Raw genomic sequence first — 16424 nt, 5'->3', positions numbered from 1 at the left:
TCAAACGAACAAATAGAGCAGATAGAATTTGCACTCAACCATCGTCCTAGAAAAACACTAGGTTGGTATACACCGAGTGAAGTTATGGCTGGTTTTTATACTGTTGCACTTGCCGCTTGAATCCGCCTTTATATTACTTTTGGATTTTATACTTTTTTATTTAATGGTTTACGTCAAGGTATCGCAATGGCAGTATGTTTTTTAGCATTGCCATATCTTATAAATAAAAATAAATTAAAATATTTTTTATTAATTGTTATTGCTTCTCTATTTCATACGTCTGCATGGGTTATGTTGCCATTTTACTTTTTGGTTCATATGAAACTTAGATTAGAATATAAAATGCTTATAACTTTTCTTTCTTCTTTTTTAATTAGTGGAATATTGATCTCCTACTTTGCGGAACAAAATTCTCGATACGAAGGATATGTTCAAGTAAGTGAAAGTAGTGGAGGTTATATTTTATTAATGTTTTACTTTATATTGGGCTTATTATTGTATTTCCTAGGTAGGAAGGAGAGATTTTTAAATCATAATTATAAGATTTTTGAACAAGTGTATTTATGTGGGTTGTTGTTTATAATACCTATTGCTTTACTTGGTACAAATCCATCTGGTCCGCAGAGAATGTTGAACTATTTTACACCTATGTTGATTTTTTTGATTCCTATATTAATTTCAAAATTTAAAACAAGTTTTGTTTTATATGTTTTTTATATGTGTATGGTAATATTTTACTATCTTACTACAACTAGATTTAGTAATTTGACACCCTATATTATTAATCCAGTTTTTGAGATGTTTTAAATGAATAAATTTGAATATATAAGTATTGGTATCCCTATTTATAATGCTGAAAATTACTTGGTTGATGCTATAAAATCTGTATTGGCTCAAACTTATCCATATTGGGAGTTGATTTTAGTAGATGATGGTTCTACTGATAATTCCCTAAAAATCGCTCAAGAATTTGCAGAAAAAGATAAGAGAATTCGTGTTATTTCCGATGGTTTAAATAAGAAGTTGCCAGCAAGACTTAACCAGATTATACGAGAAGCAAAATATGATTATATTGCACGTATGGATGCGGATGACATTATCGCAGCGAATAGATTTGAAAAACAAATTGAATTTTTAAGAAATAATCAAAATTTTGATTTGGTTTCTACAGGTTTGTTATCTCTTAAAAATAATTTGGACTTGGTGGGTTATCGTATTCCTTATTCTTTAAAGCATATTACCTTAAATGATGCTGTATTAGGTACAACAGGAATAATACATGCTTCTATTATGGCAAAAAAGTCTTGGTATTTTAGAAATCTATACAATGAAGAAAATCGTTTAGCAGAGGATTATGAACTTTGGTTAAATGCTTATCTTAGAAAAGACCTAAATGTTGGGTTTATAGATGAGCCTCTTTATTTTTATAGGGAAGAGCAAAATATAAAACTTGAGAAAATGATACGTGCTTATGAGACGCAAATTTCAATTATTAAAGATTTAAATAACTCTTCGTTGAGTGGTGTAAATAAATTTAAATATATATTTAAATTACAGCAGAAAAAAATTTTAGTTAAAGTTCTTTTCTTAATGAAAGCTGATTTTTTATTACATAAAAGAAGGGCTAATAGTGATCGAAATGATGAATTTCAAGAAATTTTAAATAAAACTTTAAGTAAATTTAAATAAGGTTTTTTTTATGAAAAAAAAAGTTGCTTTAGTAGTTTCTACACCAATTATTTATAATGCATTTTATAAAAAGCATATAGAGCTACTCAGAATGAAGTATGATATTTATTTAATATCAAATTTCAATGAGGATGATTGTGCGATTAAAGGGTTGCCTATATATCATATAAATATTGAAAGAAAACCTTCTCTTTTAAAAGATTTGGAAACTTTATTTAAATTGATAAAAATATTTAAGAAGGAAAAATTTGATATTGTTCACACAACAACCCCGAAGGCTGGTCTACTAGCACAGATTGCTGCATATATTTCCAAAATAGACATAAGGTTACATTATTTTACTGGTCAAGTATGGGCAAGTAAAACTGGTTATAAAAGAGAGTTATTGAAATTAATTGATAAAGTTGTTGGAGCTTTGCCTACTCATATTTTAGTAGATAGTTTTTCACAGCTAGATTTTTTAATAACTGAAAATATTGTGACAAAAGGGAAAATAGATGTTTTGGGTCAAGGGTCTATTTCTGGTGTGAATTTATGTAAATTTTATCCTCAGGATAAAGAAAAACTAAAAATTAGTTTTTCTATCCCTGCAGACAATTTTGTTTTTCTTTATTTAGGTAGATTAAATAAGGATAAAGGGGTTCTAGATCTTTTAGAAGCATTTGAGCAAGTACATAATCAATATCCGAATATAACTTTACTACTAGTAGGAAAAGATGAGGAAAATTTGATTCCTTTTATTGAAAAAAATAAATTATTTAATAGTTCAATTTTTTATTATAAATTTACAAATACACCTGAAAAATTCATGGCAACAGCTGATGTTTTTTGTTTACCTTCGTATCGTGAAGGTTTTGGTACTGTAATTATCGAGGCAGCAGCTTGTGGTACGCCAAGTATTGGCTCTAATATTTATGGAATTTCTGATGCTATTCTTGATAAAGAAACTGGTTTGTTGTTTGAGGTTGGTAATATTAACGATCTTGCAACAAAGATGATAAGTTTAATTAATGACAGGCAGTTTTTGGGCTATTTATCTAGTAATGGTAAAAAGAGAGTAAATACTTACTTTGATGAAAATATAGTATCTCAACTTTTAGTTTCGTACTATGAAGATTTTGAAACCTTTAATAAGATGTAAAGTATCTATATGAAAATTTTAATTACAGGTAGCAATGGTTTTTTAGGTCAATATTTATCTCAATTTTTGGCTGAAAAAGGCTATTCCGTTTTAGCACATACCCGTAAAGCCCAAACATTTGACCATTCAAATATTAGAAATATCAATTTTGACCTAAATGACAATTTAGACAATATTAATCTGAATCAGGTTGAAGTTATTATTCACTGTGCAGGTCGTGCACATGTAATGCATGAAACTGCTGTCTCACCACTTGAAGCATACCGTCACACCAATGTGCAAGGTACTCTAAACCTTGCACAAAAAGCAGTACAAAGTGGGGTCAAACGCTTTATTTACTTAAGCAGTATTAAAGTGAATGGTGAGCAAACCACTACGCAAGCGTTTCAACCCAATGATCATGTTCATACAGATGACCCGTATGGCCTATCTAAATATGAAGCAGAACAAGCCTTACTAGCGCTTTCCCAAAATACAGGTTTAGAAGTTGTCATCATTCGTCCAGTCCTCATTTATGGGTCTAATGTAAAAGCCAATTTTAAAAGTATGGTGAACTTGGCAAGTAAAAAACTCCCTTTACCCATTGGTTGCTTAGACAATAAGCGCAGTATGGTGAGTGTCTATAATTTAGCTGACCTTATTCACACTTGTATGACTCACCCAAATGCCAACCGTGAAGTATTTCTAGCCAGTGATCAGGATGACATTTCAGTCAAACAATTATTTGAAAAATTAGCAAAATACCAAAATAACCAATTACTAATGCTACCTGTACCTAAGAGCCTGCTTAGTTTTCTTGCAAGTTTGGTGGGAAAAAAAGCAGTGGCCTCACGTCTATGTTCGGAATTGGTGGTAGATACCACGAAAAATACTCAACTTTTAGGTTGGACAGCACCGTATAATGTTGATACAAGCCTAGAAAAAATGTTTAACACACCGCATAAAAACTGAGCCTAGTCACAAATATGTCCATGCTATCCCTTTTTATTTTCTTTTTACTTGCGTTTGCGATGACCTATTTCATGCGCGCCTACGCCCTCAAGAAAAATATAATAGACAACCCCAATGAACGTAGTTCCCATAATGTACCCACGCCCCGCGGTGGTGGTGTAGCTGTGGTGTGTAGCTATTTATTGGCCTTGGCTGTGCTGATCTATAGCCAACAATTGACACTACATATTGGCTTAACTCTTATGGCAGCGGGTTTTGTCATCGCTTTACTTGGTTTTTTGGATGATCATGGGCATATTAACTCCATGCTGCGTTTAGCCGTACACTTCTTGGTGGCCATTGGTGTGGTGACCAGCTTGGGAGGCTTTAGCGAAGTTACAGCTTTTAATGGTCTGCAACTTGGCTTTATCGCCAATATTATTGCAGTATTATTTTTGGTGTGGTTACTCAATCTATACAACTTTATGGATGGCATTAACGGAATTGCTAGTGTCGAAGCAATCACCACTGTCGTTAGTATGGCCATTTTGTATTATGTACTGAATACCACATTAAACTCAGACATACTTTGGTTATTGGCAGCCTGTGTATTTGGCTTTTTACTGTGGAACTTTCCCAAGGCTAAAATTTTTATGGGCGATGCCTGTAGCGGATTTCTCGGCCTCACTTTGGGTATTTTGGCACTCATCGCCCTCAAAAAAAACTTGGCACTTTTTTGTGCGTGGATCATTTGTCTAGGTGTATTTGTGGTAGATGCGACTTATACCCTGATCAAACGCGTATTGAGCGGCTATAAAATGTATGACGCACATCGAAGCCATAGCTATCAAATTTTATCGCGTAAATGCGGGAGTCATACCCCCGTGACGTTGGCGGTTGCCGCAATTAACCTATTGTGGTTATTTCCTATCGCTTATATGACGGTTACACAAGCATGGGCGTACCCTGAATTGGCAGTACTGATTGCCTATATACCATTGTTATTTGTAGCTATAAAATTCAAGGCAGGTCATGCAGATGCTTAATAAACCAAGCTTGTTAATTTTAGGTGCTGGGGGATACGGTTTGGCCGTTGCAGAAGCTGCAGAACTGAGTGGACAATGGCAAGAGATTCTATTTGCCGACGACCGTTGGCCTGCAACACAGCATGTGGCGGACTATAACATCGTGACAAATATTGCCAATTTAAATCAGTTGCAGATTACGAAGCTTCAAGCGATTGTGGCAGTAGGCAATAATACATTACGTCAACAATGGCAACAGACCTTGCGAGCCTTGGGTATAGAATTGACTTCGGTGATTCATCCTAAAACAGTTGTGAGTCCAACAGCTCAAATCGGTCTAGGGGTGAGTGTGATGGCAGGGTGTGTAATTAGTCGTAAAACTGTGATCAATGATGGTGTAATATTGAATATTGGTACATTATTAGATCATGACGTTGTCATTCAGGAATTTGCTCATTTAAGCGTGGGGGTAAAAGTCGCAGGTGGTCAAACTATCGCTGCACATTCATTTTTAAAGGTTGGAACCTGTATTCTGCATTAAAAAATACGGTGTTTTAAAATTCAAATATTAATAATTGTATATTTATGAAATCCATTATCGAACCTGCTGTAGAATCCCCCCGCTCAGTCAAACTTGCATTTTTAATGGTGCTGGACTTTTGTGTATTTCCTGTCTTGCTGTGGCTATGTTATGCCATTCGCCAGTTTGACCTAGGCGCAGAAGTGGTGCCCAACTTGGCTTTTGGTTCGGTATGGGCAAGTGTAATTGCCGTTGTATCGCTGTTTATTTTTGGGGTATATCGCTTTATTGTGCGCACCTACAGCGAATTGTTTATGGTCAAACTGGGGCTAGGCACCTCTTTGACTGTGGCAGGGTTGTACGCGTTGGCTTATTTTACCGATGCCTTTATCCCTACCTCTATTCCGCTCATGTTCGGATTTCTTATGTTCGCATGGGTTTGGTTTAGCCGCGGTTTTATTCGCTTTATCGTGCGTTCTTATTTACAAGCCGATGTACAAAAAAAACGCATCGCGATTTATGGTGCAGGCAATGCTGGACAGCAAATTGCAGCAGCGCTATACAATTCCGATGAACACTTACCCGTATTATTTATAGATGATGATCCCTCACTCACTGGGCAGCAATTGGGCCGTTTGAAAGTCTATGATGCAGAAACAGCATTAAAAGTCATGCCGAAAAAGCATATTGATGAAATTCTAATTGCGCTGCCTTCTGTCGGGCGGATGCGTAAAAGTGAAATCGTCAAATTCTTAGAGCCTGCACATATTAAAATTACCGAAATTCCAGGACTTACCAAACTAGTCGATGGTGAAATTCGCGTATCGGATATTCAGGAAGTCGATATTATTGACTTGCTCGGGCGTGACCCTGTACCGCCTGTACCCGAACTGTTGGCTAAAAATATTCAAAACAAAATGGTCTTGGTCACAGGCGCGGGGGGGTCTATTGGTTCTGAACTGTGTCGCCAAATTGTCAAAAATAAACCCAAAGCTTTGGTGATTTATGAACTGACCGAATTTGCATTGTATAGCATTGACAAAGAATTACGCTTAAATAGCGATGTCACGATTATCCCGATTTTAGGTTCAGTGCTCGATCAGGCCAAACTAGAACGAGTGATGGAACAGTATAGGATTCAAACCGTGTACCATGCGGCTGCTTACAAACACGTGCCCTTGGTAGAATGTAACCCATTGGCAGGTTTGAAAAACAACGCCATTGGTACGGCATTTAGCTTAAATGCAGCGGTCAAAACAGGTGTGGAAACATTTGTACTCATTTCTACCGATAAAGCCGTGCGTCCGACCAATGTCATGGGGGCGTCTAAACGTATGGCAGAGTTGTATTGTCAGGCGATGGCAGAAGCGCAAGATCAGACCCAAATTAGCATTGTACGCTTTGGGAATGTTTTGGGTTCATCGGGTTCGGTGGTGCCGTTGTTTAAACAGCAAATTGCCAAAGGTGGGCCCATTACCGTGACTCATCCTGAAGTCACTCGTTACTTTATGACCATTCCAGAGGCCTCGCAATTGGTGATTCAGGCTGGTGCTTTAGGTCAGGGGGGCGATGTATTCCTGCTAGATATGGGGGAACCTGTACGCATTCAGGACTTGGCCCGTCAAATGATTGCACTGAGTGGTTTAAAAGTACGAGAAACAGGCAGTCAGGAAGGTGATATTGAAATTCAATATTCAGGCTTACGCCCAGGTGAAAAACTTTACGAAGAATTGTTGATTGATGCCGATAATACCGAAGTGACCCAGCACAGTCGTATTTTGCGTTCTTATGAAAAAATGTATCCGTTGGATGAATTACTGATGGTGTTTGAGCGTATGCATGACTTAACTGCAATTCAAAGTGATATCGACTGGGCTTTAGCACAGCTTGAACACTATGTGGATGGTTATGCCCGTGGTACAGAAATTAAGGTGAACTAAATTTCAAAAACTAAGTTGAATTAAGTCAGTTCAACTTGTTGATGAGTAAAATTTAACTAAAAAATTTGTGTGAAATTAGGTATCTGAGATGATTAAAAAAGCCATTTTACCCGTTGCAGGTTTAGGTACGCGTTTTTTACCTGCCAGTAAATCTATTCCAAAAGAAATGGTGACCGTGGTCGATCGTCCTGCGATTGAATATGTGGTGCGCGAAGCAGTAGCAGCAGGGATTGAGCAAATTATTTTGGTGACCCACTCATCTAAAGCCTCCATTGAAAACTACTTTGACCGTAACTTTGAGTTAGAAACCACATTAGCACAAAAACAAAAACTGGATTTGCTCAAAGAAATTACCGAAATTTTACCTGCCCATGTCAGTGTCGTGAGTGTACGTCAGCCACAACCTTTAGGCTTAGGGCATGCGGTTTTATGTGCTAAATCTGTAGTGGGCAATGATGCCTTTGCCGTACTGTTACCCGATGTATTGGTTAAAGATGATGCTGCACAAAATGACTTGGCACGTATGATTCAGCGTTTTGAGCAAAGCCATGCCGCACAGATTATGGTTGAAGCAGTGCCAGATCATCTGGTTAATCAATACGGTATTGTCGATGTAGCTGCAGCACCTGCTGAAGGTGAAAGTACCGTGATGCAGGGCATTGTCGAAAAACCCGCAGTAGGCACGGCACCTTCTAATTTATCGGTGGTGGGACGTTATGTCTTGCCTGCAGAAATTATGACTCTACTGGAAAATACCCCTAAAGGTGCAGGCAATGAAATTCAATTGACCGATGCCATTGCCATGTTGCAACAGAATAGTGTGGTGGAAGCCTATCGGATGCAAGGTCAGACCTTTGACTGTGGCAGCAAGCTGGGTTATTTAAAAGCAGTATTGCATTATGGGGTGGATCATCCAAAATTAGGGGAAGATTTCAAAGCGTTGATTGAAGAATTAAAGCTAGAGTCTTAAGGTGTAAAAATTGAGGATGATAAAAAGTCCTCTCTAATAGAAACAAAATAACACTGTTAACCCAATACCGCAGGAACATATTTTGAAAGTCGCAGTCTTTGGAAAAACCCTCTATGCAGGCGTGATGTCTGCACTTTTGGCAGAATGTGGGCATCAAGTTTATTGGTGCGATATCTTTCAGGATGCTGCTCATCCACTCGAACAGCAACATCTCAGCTTTCAAGACCAAGCGTTGAGCCTGTTATTACAACAACAATGCGGTAAAGGCTTTTTACACTATTGTGATTTTTCTGAATTACCTTTAGATGTGGATGTGTATCTACTCAGTTTAAATCCGACTGAAGAAGCCCACGCCGTAACCGTTTTGGGGCAGTTGCAACAACGTCCGATCATTCACCCTAAATTGATGATCAATGCCTCGACTTTGGGCTTAAATGGCACACAGCGCCTGCAAAAAATCTTGCCACAAGATGACTGGATTTATTTGCCCGACATGATTCAAGAGGGCAATGCCATTCAAAGTATGACCCGCGCACAGCAACTCACGGTGGGTTGTGAAAATGAACGTGCGCAAGTCAAACTCAAAGAATTACTCCGCCCTTTATTCCCACGTGCGCAGCAATACCTGTTTATGCCCGTGTTGGATGCAGAATTTACCAAACTGAGTATTTCAGGCATGTTGGCAACCCGTATCAGTTATATCAATGACTTGGCGGTGGTGGCAGAAAAACTCGGGATTGATATTGAGCATGTACGCCAAGGCATGGCGGCAGATAGCCGTATTGGTGCATCGTATATGTATCCTGGTGCGGGGTTTGGTGGTGAAAACTTTAGCCATGATATTCAGACTCTGGCCAGTACCGTCTCCACCACAGGGGTGAAAAGTCAGCTGTTGGCGCAGGTCTGGGACATTAACGAACAACAAAAAGAACTCTTGTTTAGAAAGTTGTGGAATTATTATCAGGGCGATTTAAACGGCAAAACCGTGGCGATTTGGGGCGCGGCTTTTAAAGAAAATACTGCACGGGTGCAACATTCTCCCATTCATGTAATGTTGCCTGCGTTGTGGGCGCAGGGTGTGACGGTCAAATTGCATGACCCACAAGCCTTGCCTGAAATTGTGGCCCAGTATGGTCAGCGCGATGATCTGATTTTATGTACAGACCAATATCAAGCGGTAGAGGGGGCATCGGCATTATGTGTGTTGACCGCGTGGAAACAATATTGGAGTTTGGATTATCCAACTTTGTTGCAGCAGATGCAGCATCCGCTGATTTTGGATGGTCGTAATATTTATGATCCTGAATTTGTGAAGGCACAAGGTTTTGCTTATATGGGAGTCGGTCGCTAATGATTCGTAGCACAATGCCACAGACGCTAAGCTCGATTTCCTCAAATGACAATGCCTTGTCGCATTTAAAACAATTGCAGCATCAGTTTCAGCAGCTGCATTTAAATCAGCTGTTTGCTCAAGATCCGCAGCGTTTTCAGCGTTTCTCGGTGGCTTTGGACAGTGTGCTGTTTGACTATAGCAAGCATCGGATTGATGCCAAAGTGTTGCAGACCCTGGTTCAGTTTGCACAGCAGAGTCAGCTTGCTGAGTGGATTCAACGTTTATTTTCAACGGCAACGGGCTCAGAGAAAATCAACTATACCGAACAGCGCGATGCGATGCATTGGGCCTTGCGTTTGCCTGCGACCAGTACAGCAGCATGCGCTTCCGAACAGACCGATGCCTACGCTGCATTGACTGAGCAAGTGCATACCCAGCTTGAGCGTATGTATGCCTTGGTGGAAAAAATCCATGCAGGCCAATACCGTGGTGCCACGGGTGAAGTGATTCAGGATGTGGTCAATATTGGTGTGGGTGGCTCAGATTTAGGCCCCTTGATGGTGACCCAAGCCTTATCTGATTTTAAAGTAGCAACTGAAAAACCACTGAGTGTACATTTTGTGTCCACCATGGATGGCAGCCAGCTATCTGAATTGCTGCATCGTCTGCGTCCTGAAACCACTTTATTTATTATTTCGTCCAAGTCTTTTGGCACCATTGATACCTTATCCAATGCACAGACCGTGAAACAATGGCTAGAAAAGGCCTTGGGTACACATGCGCAAATTCTGAAACATCACTTTATTGGGGTGTCTACCAAAGCCGATAAAATGACCGCTTGGGGCATTTGTCCTGAAAATCAGCTCTTGCTTTGGGATTGGGTGGGTGGTCGCTATTCTTTATGGTCGTGTATTGGCTTACCGATTGCCCTGACCATTGGCGTTGCGGGTTTTCAACGGTTTTTAGCAGGTGCACATGCGGTTGATCAGCATTTTCAAACTGCTGCATTTGATCAGAACATCCCGGTGCTGATGGGCTTGCTGGGGGTGTGGAATAATAATTTCCTGAATATTCAGACTCATGCGGTCTTGCCTTATGATGGACGCTTAAAATACTTCGCCTCTTATTTACAGCAGTTGGAGATGGAATCTAATGGTAAATCCATTCAGCGTAATGGCGAGGCGGTGAGCGTCGATACTTGCCCGATTGTTTGGGGTGAGGTCGGGCCGAATGCACAGCATGCGTTCTATCAATTGTTGCATCAAGGGACACATGCGGTTAGCTGCGATTTTATTGCCCCTGTGCAGCGTTATAATGCCAATCAATTTACCTATGCGGAAAATGCTGAGGCTTTAGTAGAGCAGCACCATTTGGCCTTGTCCAACTGCTTGGCACAGTCGCGGCTTTTGGCCTTTGGCAATCAGGCTCTAGATCAGCAGGAATTAGATGGCTTAGCGGCGTATAAGCAGTACAGTGGTAATCAGCCAAGTAGCAGTATTTTATTGCAAGAACTCAATCCGTATAGTTTGGGCATGTTGATTGCTTTGTATGAACACAAAGTCTTTGTACAATCGGTGCTGTGGAATATCAATCCCTTTGACCAATGGGGCGTAGAAAAAGGCAAGGAAATTGCCAATCAACTCTTGCCGATTTTAAATGGGCAGCAACAGGATTTATCGACACTCGATGCATCGACCCAAGGTTTATTAAAAATTTTATTAGGAAAAATAGATGGCTAATATTTTAGTAACAGGCGGTGCCGGCTATATCGGTTCACATACCTGTGTCGAGTTGCTGAATGCAGGGCACAGCGTGGTGGTGCTGGATAATTTATCCAATAGCTCGGCCGAGTCATTGGCGCGGGTGCAACAATTGACAGCTAAACCCCTGCATTTTATTCAGGGCGATATCCGTGATGCTGCAGCTTTAGATAACGTATTTGCTGAACATGCAATTGATGCAGTGATTCATTTCGCAGGACTCAAAGCAGTGGGAGAAAGCCAGCAAATTCCACTCAGTTATTTTGACAACAATATTGCAGGTTCAATCAGCCTGATTCAGGCCATGCAACGTGCCAATGTATTTAAACTGGTATTTAGCTCATCAGCCACGGTATATGACGAAGCCAATATTTCACCACTGAATGAAGATATGCCAACAGGAATGCCAAGTAATAATTATGGCTATACCAAACTGATTGTGGAACAGCTCTTAGAAAAAGCTGCCGCAGCAGATCCTCGTTGGTCGATTGCCTTATTGCGTTATTTTAACCCTGTGGGTGCGCATAAAAGTGGTCGTATTGGAGAAGACCCACAAGGTATTCCAAATAATTTAATGCCTTATGTGACTCAGGTAGCAGTAGGGCGTCGTGAAAAACTGTCTATTTTTGGGCAGGATTATGCTACGCCAGATGGTACAGGGGTGCGCGATTATATTCATGTAGTCGATTTGGCCAATGCGCATTTATGTGCCTTGAATAACCGTTTGACTGCACAGGGTTGCCGTGCTTGGAATATTGGTACGGGCAATGGGATTTCGGTGCTGCAAGTGAAGAATACTTTTGAACAGGTCAATGGTGTGCAGATTCCATTTGAGTTTGCACCACGTCGTGAAGGCGATGTGGCAACCTCTTTTGCAGATAATAGCCGTGCCGTGCAAGAATTGGGCTGGACTCCACAATATGGCTTAGAAGATATGTTGGCCGATAGTTGGAACTGGCAAAAGCAGAATCCGAATGGTTATCGTCAAAATTAATCATTCTAGCCATACACTCAGCCACAAAATTTAGGGCATATAAAATGGGAGTCAGTTTTGACTCCCATTTTTATATTGCTTTGATTTTTCAGATTAAGCTTGAATGAGTTGCGTCAACTCATCCACATAGTCCTGCATGGGGCGTGGATTGTGGCCACGACGGCTTTCAATATTTAAGCGCAATAATGGCTCAGTATTTGACGCACGCACATTAAAACGCCATGCACCAAAGTCAAGACTCACGCCATCGGTTTGGTCAATTGCTGGGTTTTGGCTAGCATAATGCTCAAAGATTTTTTGGATGGTGGCTTGAGTATCGGCCACTTTAAAGTTAATTTCCCCCGAACATGGGAATTTGGCAATCATTTCTTCGACCAGACTCGATAGCGATTCTCCTGTTTCAGACAACACAGAAAGCACCAATAACCAAGGAATCATGCCGCTGTCACAATAGGCAAAATCACGAAAATAGTGGTGTGCACTCATTTCACCGCCGTAAACAGCATTGTGTTCACGCATTACATCTTTAATAAAGGCATGCCCAGATTTAGATTGAATCGCTTCACCCTGATATTGAGCGACCACATCAAAGGTATTCCAGACTAAACGTGGGTCATGCACGATTTTCTCACCTGCTTGTTTGAGTAAAAATGCCTGTGCCAATAAGCCGACAATATAATAGCCTTCAATAAACTGGCCTTTTTCATCGAACAAGAAACAGCGATCAAAGTCACCATCCCACGCAATGCCCATGTCGGCTTGATGTTCTAATACGGCATTGCGGGTACTGTCACGGTTTTCCACTAAAATTGGGTTCGGGATACCATTGGGGAAAGTACCATCGGCATCATTATGAATTTTGACAAACTCAACAGGGATATTCAGAGCTTTGAATTTTTGCTCAATCGCATCGACCACATGCCCTGCAGCGCCATTGCCTGCATTCATGACCAGTTTCATTGGGCGAATTTTGGTAGGCTCGATATAAGTCATTAAATGGTCAATAAATTGAGGCAAAATATTGTAGCTTTGAGTGCTACCTTTGTGCTCAACTGGGGTAAATTCGCCCGATTCTGCCAAAGCCTGAATGTCTTTTAGGCCGGTATCGGCACTAATCGGACGTGCATTTTCACGTACCAGTTTCATGCCGTTGTAGTCCATGGGGTTATGGCTAGCAGTCACTTCAATGCCACCTTGCACGTCTAAATGAAAGGCTGCGAAATAGACTTCTTCTGTGCCTGTCATGCCCAAGTCGAGCACATTGACCCCTGCATCATTTAACCCACGAATGGTGGCTTGCTTTAAGCTTTCGCTGCTGAGACGGATATCGCAGCCAATTACAACGGTTTTAGGTTGGTAAATTTGTCCGTAAGCACGACCAATTTTATAGGCAATCTCTTCATTGAGTTCTGTGCCCAATTTTCCGCGAATGTCATAGGCTTTAAAACAGGTTAATGTGCTCATGTATTGTCCTAAATATTTGGAAAAATCGTATTGCTGCCTATGATAATCGAACTGTGTGTAATGTGCTGTATAGAATGGAAGATCAATTGCTTGAAGATGTTTCAGGTCAAAGACTATGGATGAGAAAAGATGTGGTGATGGCAAGGGTGTTTTTTATTGAGTGAAGTTGGTTAAAATACGGCTCAGACTTATGTGTTCGATATGATTGAAGATGAAATTACAGAAAAGTACTTTAGAGCCAGAGCAGAAACTTTCTGCGCCACAGAAAAAATTTCAGAAATTATGTCAAAAAATTGAGCAGGAACAAGTACGCTTGAATGAATGGCAGACCGCACAAGCCGATATTCAGGCACGTGCCAGCCGAGAAATTTTACCAACCTATACGCAATTGCGTGAAATTATATTTCAGCAAATTCAACAATTGCTTCAGCAAAAACAACAAAAAATGACGGCAGCCCAACAAACTAAACTTGCTCAAAAAATTGAGCAACTCAGTTTGCAGCTTTTAGAATCGCAGCAGATGTCTGCCGAACAAGTTCAGTTTTTAACAGAATTGCTGAATCATTATGGCTATGATTTTGAGCGGCCAGACTTAGATGATCTAGATGAGATGTTAGAGGCTAAAACTGAGTCTGAGTTCGCAGAAGAAAACTTTGAGCAAGGTGGCTTTGAAGATGATGCTTCTGAACAAGAACGACTAGCACAGCTCAAGTTGGACAGTTTGAAACATTTTCTCTGTGAAGAATATGACCTAGATCTAGATTTTTTTGATTTTCAGCATGATCCATTAGATTTAGATGATTTTATAGAAAAATTTGAACAAAAAATGCAAGATCAAGAGGAGCTAGATTTTTTAAGTCAGTTGAGTGGTGCTCAAAAAGCTTTTGCCGAACAGCAAATTGCCCGTGAAAAAGCCAAAGCAGCAAAAAAACAGCAACAGCGTGAAGAAGCAAAGAAACTGGCAAATCAGTCCATCAAAACGATTTACTTAAAAATTACAGCGTGGATTCACCCAGATCGTGAGCAAGATGAGCAGAAAAAACAAGAAAAAACCGCATTGATGCAGCAAGCCAATCAAGCTTATGAAGCCAATGATTTATTGACCTTGCTAAATTTGCAAATTCAGTTGGGTCAGCAGCACAATCTATCTTTCGCCAATCAACAATTAAAAGCGTATAACCTGCTTTTAGAAGAACAGTTAGAAACTTTGCAAATGCAAGTAGATGACATTATTTACTCTTTTGATTGGGGGCTGTTTTTATATTCTAACCGTAAAATTAAAGTGCAAGATTTGTATCGAAAATATGAGCAAGACTATCGGCATGCCCAACAAAAATTAGCTCGAGCACAAGAGATACTGGAAAAATATCAAGACCTTAAACAATTAAAACAATTGATGCGCAGTCAATATGTGTGGGAAATGCATGCTGTGATGATGTAGACATACTGAGGTTTGGTTCTGGAATAAAGCGAAGCTTGGGCTTGGAACATCTATGTCAGTAGCCCATGCCGCCAGACTCCGTAATCAACATGTTTTCACCCTATCGCGTGATGTTGGTGAAGGAGAGGTTGAGTTTTTTTTAATAAAAAAAAACCCTCATCTTTCGATGGGGGCTTTTAGAATGTGGAGCGGGAAACGAGACTCGAACTCGCGACCCCAACCTTGGCAAGAGTCACCGACATAAAATACACTAAATAACATAATTGGTACCTTAATAAACTCTATATATAACAGTTATATAGAGTTTTTATTTTGTGTGACGTAATTTAAGGTGGGGTGGGGTACTTTGATTTATGGTCACTAATTTATTGTGATAATCAACAATAATAACCAACATGCATATGCTTAATCTAAGGGTATTTTACTGACTGGTATAATTTTGTGATGAGAGAGTAATTAACTCCCATACTAAGAATAGGGAATATTATTAGTAATGGAACCGACATTGAATAATGGAAATTCGTTCATCCGTCACTTCATAAACTAATCTATGCTTCTCATCAATTCTACGGCTCCAGAATCCTGAAAGATTTGCTTTTAAAGGTTCTGGTTTTCCAGTTCCTTCAAAGGGTGTTCTTTGACATTCTCTGATTAAGGTATTGATACGTTTGAGTATCTTTTTATCCTGTGTTTGCCAATAGATATATTCATCCCAGGCATTTTCAGTCCATTCGACATTACGACTCGTCATCTATAATCAACTCTCTTTGTTTGGTTTTACCTGCGCGTAATTGAGCAATTGATTCGTTTAAACGAGTGGTATTATTTGGAGATGAAAGGAGATACAACGTTTCCATTAAACTGTCGTAATGATCTTGTCCCATTACTACAGCATGACCGCCTTCTTTTCTTGTAATGAAAGCGACATCTGCATCATCAATAACTTTATCTAAAACAGATTTTAAGTTGTTACGTGCGTCTGTATATGTAAATACATGCATATATTTCTCCCTCATAAAGTAAGCTGTGTTAAAACGCTACTGACTAGATGATAGTGATCGAACTTTACAATCTAAAATGTACAGAATTCTGTACATGTTGTCAATTTTGTGTAACAGTTTTATATCAAATAGGCTTTGTTGCATAAAGATTTCATAACTATATGATTTTAAAAGTTTTGATTATTTTTTGATCCAAAATTAAATTTATTTAAATCA

General features: G+C 39.6%; 15 protein-coding genes and 1 pseudogene. 13 read left to right on the top strand and 3 right to left on the bottom strand.

Features of this window, described 5'->3' with window-relative positions; translation table 11 throughout:
- From FTV52_RS08955 to galE, 12 genes and pseudogenes are all read left to right on the top strand, one after another.
- Positions 1-120, top strand: a pseudogene (locus tag FTV52_RS08955) (IS30 family transposase); the annotation flags it as partial.
- Positions 121-807: an EpsG family protein gene (locus FTV52_RS08950; RefSeq protein WP_179990632.1), complete on the top strand. Its 687-nt coding sequence runs from the start codon at positions 121-123 to the stop codon at positions 805-807.
- Complete coding sequence (locus FTV52_RS08945; protein ID WP_179990626.1) at positions 808-1689, top strand: glycosyltransferase family 2 protein; 882 nt, start codon at positions 808-810, stop codon at positions 1687-1689. It abuts the gene before it with no gap.
- A 10-nt stretch (positions 1690-1699) separates the two neighbouring features.
- Positions 1700-2830: a glycosyltransferase family 4 protein gene (locus FTV52_RS08940; RefSeq protein WP_179990624.1), complete on the top strand. Its 1131-nt coding sequence runs from the start codon at positions 1700-1702 to the stop codon at positions 2828-2830.
- Between the two features lie 9 nt (positions 2831-2839).
- On the top strand, positions 2840-3781 hold the full coding sequence (locus FTV52_RS08935; RefSeq protein ID WP_179990622.1) for an NAD-dependent epimerase/dehydratase family protein: 942 nt from the start codon (positions 2840-2842) through the stop codon (positions 3779-3781).
- A 14-nt stretch (positions 3782-3795) separates the two neighbouring features.
- On the top strand, positions 3796-4806 hold the full coding sequence (locus FTV52_RS08930; protein WP_179990620.1) for a glycosyltransferase family 4 protein: 1011 nt from the start codon (positions 3796-3798) through the stop codon (positions 4804-4806).
- Complete coding sequence (locus FTV52_RS08925) at positions 4799-5326, top strand: acetyltransferase (protein ID WP_179990630.1); 528 nt, start codon at positions 4799-4801, stop codon at positions 5324-5326. The genes FTV52_RS08930 and FTV52_RS08925 overlap by 8 nt, the downstream gene beginning before the upstream one ends.
- 44 nt (positions 5327-5370) lie before the next feature.
- On the top strand, positions 5371-7245 hold the full coding sequence (locus FTV52_RS08920; protein WP_179990618.1) for a nucleoside-diphosphate sugar epimerase/dehydratase: 1875 nt from the start codon (positions 5371-5373) through the stop codon (positions 7243-7245).
- An 88-nt stretch (positions 7246-7333) separates the two neighbouring features.
- Positions 7334-8215 (top strand): UTP--glucose-1-phosphate uridylyltransferase GalU, encoded by an 882-nt coding sequence (gene galU, locus FTV52_RS08915; RefSeq protein ID WP_179990616.1) that lies wholly within the window; start codon positions 7334-7336, stop codon positions 8213-8215.
- Positions 8216-8297: 82 nt separating this feature from the next.
- Positions 8298-9566, top strand: a complete 1269-nt coding sequence (locus FTV52_RS08910) for a nucleotide sugar dehydrogenase (protein ID WP_179990614.1) — start codon at positions 8298-8300, stop codon at positions 9564-9566.
- Positions 9566-11287 carry a glucose-6-phosphate isomerase gene (gene pgi / locus FTV52_RS08905; RefSeq protein ID WP_179990612.1) on the top strand — a complete coding sequence of 574 codons (1722 nt, stop codon included), beginning with the start codon at positions 9566-9568 and terminating at the stop codon, positions 11285-11287. Before FTV52_RS08910 ends, pgi begins: the two co-directional genes overlap by 1 nt.
- On the top strand, positions 11280-12302 hold the full coding sequence (gene galE / locus FTV52_RS08900) for a UDP-glucose 4-epimerase GalE (RefSeq protein WP_179990610.1): 1023 nt from the start codon (positions 11280-11282) through the stop codon (positions 12300-12302). The genes pgi and galE overlap by 8 nt, the downstream gene beginning before the upstream one ends.
- A gap of 93 nt (positions 12303-12395) precedes the next feature.
- On the opposite strand, the gene FTV52_RS08895 is transcribed toward galE, so the two are convergent.
- Positions 12396-13766 carry a phosphomannomutase CpsG gene (locus FTV52_RS08895; RefSeq protein ID WP_179990608.1) on the bottom strand — a complete coding sequence of 457 codons (1371 nt, stop codon included), beginning with the start codon at positions 13764-13766 and terminating at the stop codon, positions 12396-12398.
- 211 nt (positions 13767-13977) lie between these two features.
- Between FTV52_RS08895 and FTV52_RS08890 the strand changes: the two genes are divergently transcribed.
- Entirely contained in the window at positions 13978-15207 is a 1230-nt protein-coding gene (locus tag FTV52_RS08890; protein WP_179990607.1) for a hypothetical protein, read from the top strand.
- A gap of 487 nt (positions 15208-15694) precedes the next feature.
- Here the strand turns inward: FTV52_RS08890 and FTV52_RS08885 are convergent, their stop codons facing one another.
- Positions 15695-15958, bottom strand: coding sequence for a Txe/YoeB family addiction module toxin (locus FTV52_RS08885; protein WP_000203952.1), 264 nt, complete (start codon positions 15956-15958; stop codon positions 15695-15697).
- Positions 15945-16208 (bottom strand): type II toxin-antitoxin system Phd/YefM family antitoxin, encoded by a 264-nt coding sequence (locus FTV52_RS08880; RefSeq protein ID WP_016658858.1) that lies wholly within the window; start codon positions 16206-16208, stop codon positions 15945-15947. Before FTV52_RS08880 ends, FTV52_RS08885 begins: the two co-directional genes overlap by 14 nt.
- Between the last annotated feature and the right edge of the window lie 216 nt (positions 16209-16424).

This window comes from Acinetobacter sp. YH1901141, from assembly GCF_013416935.1.
Lineage (GTDB): Bacteria > Pseudomonadota > Gammaproteobacteria > Pseudomonadales > Moraxellaceae > Acinetobacter > Acinetobacter towneri.
Note: the sequence above shows the minus strand (reverse complement) of the source record. Positions and strands in the feature narration are given on the sequence as shown.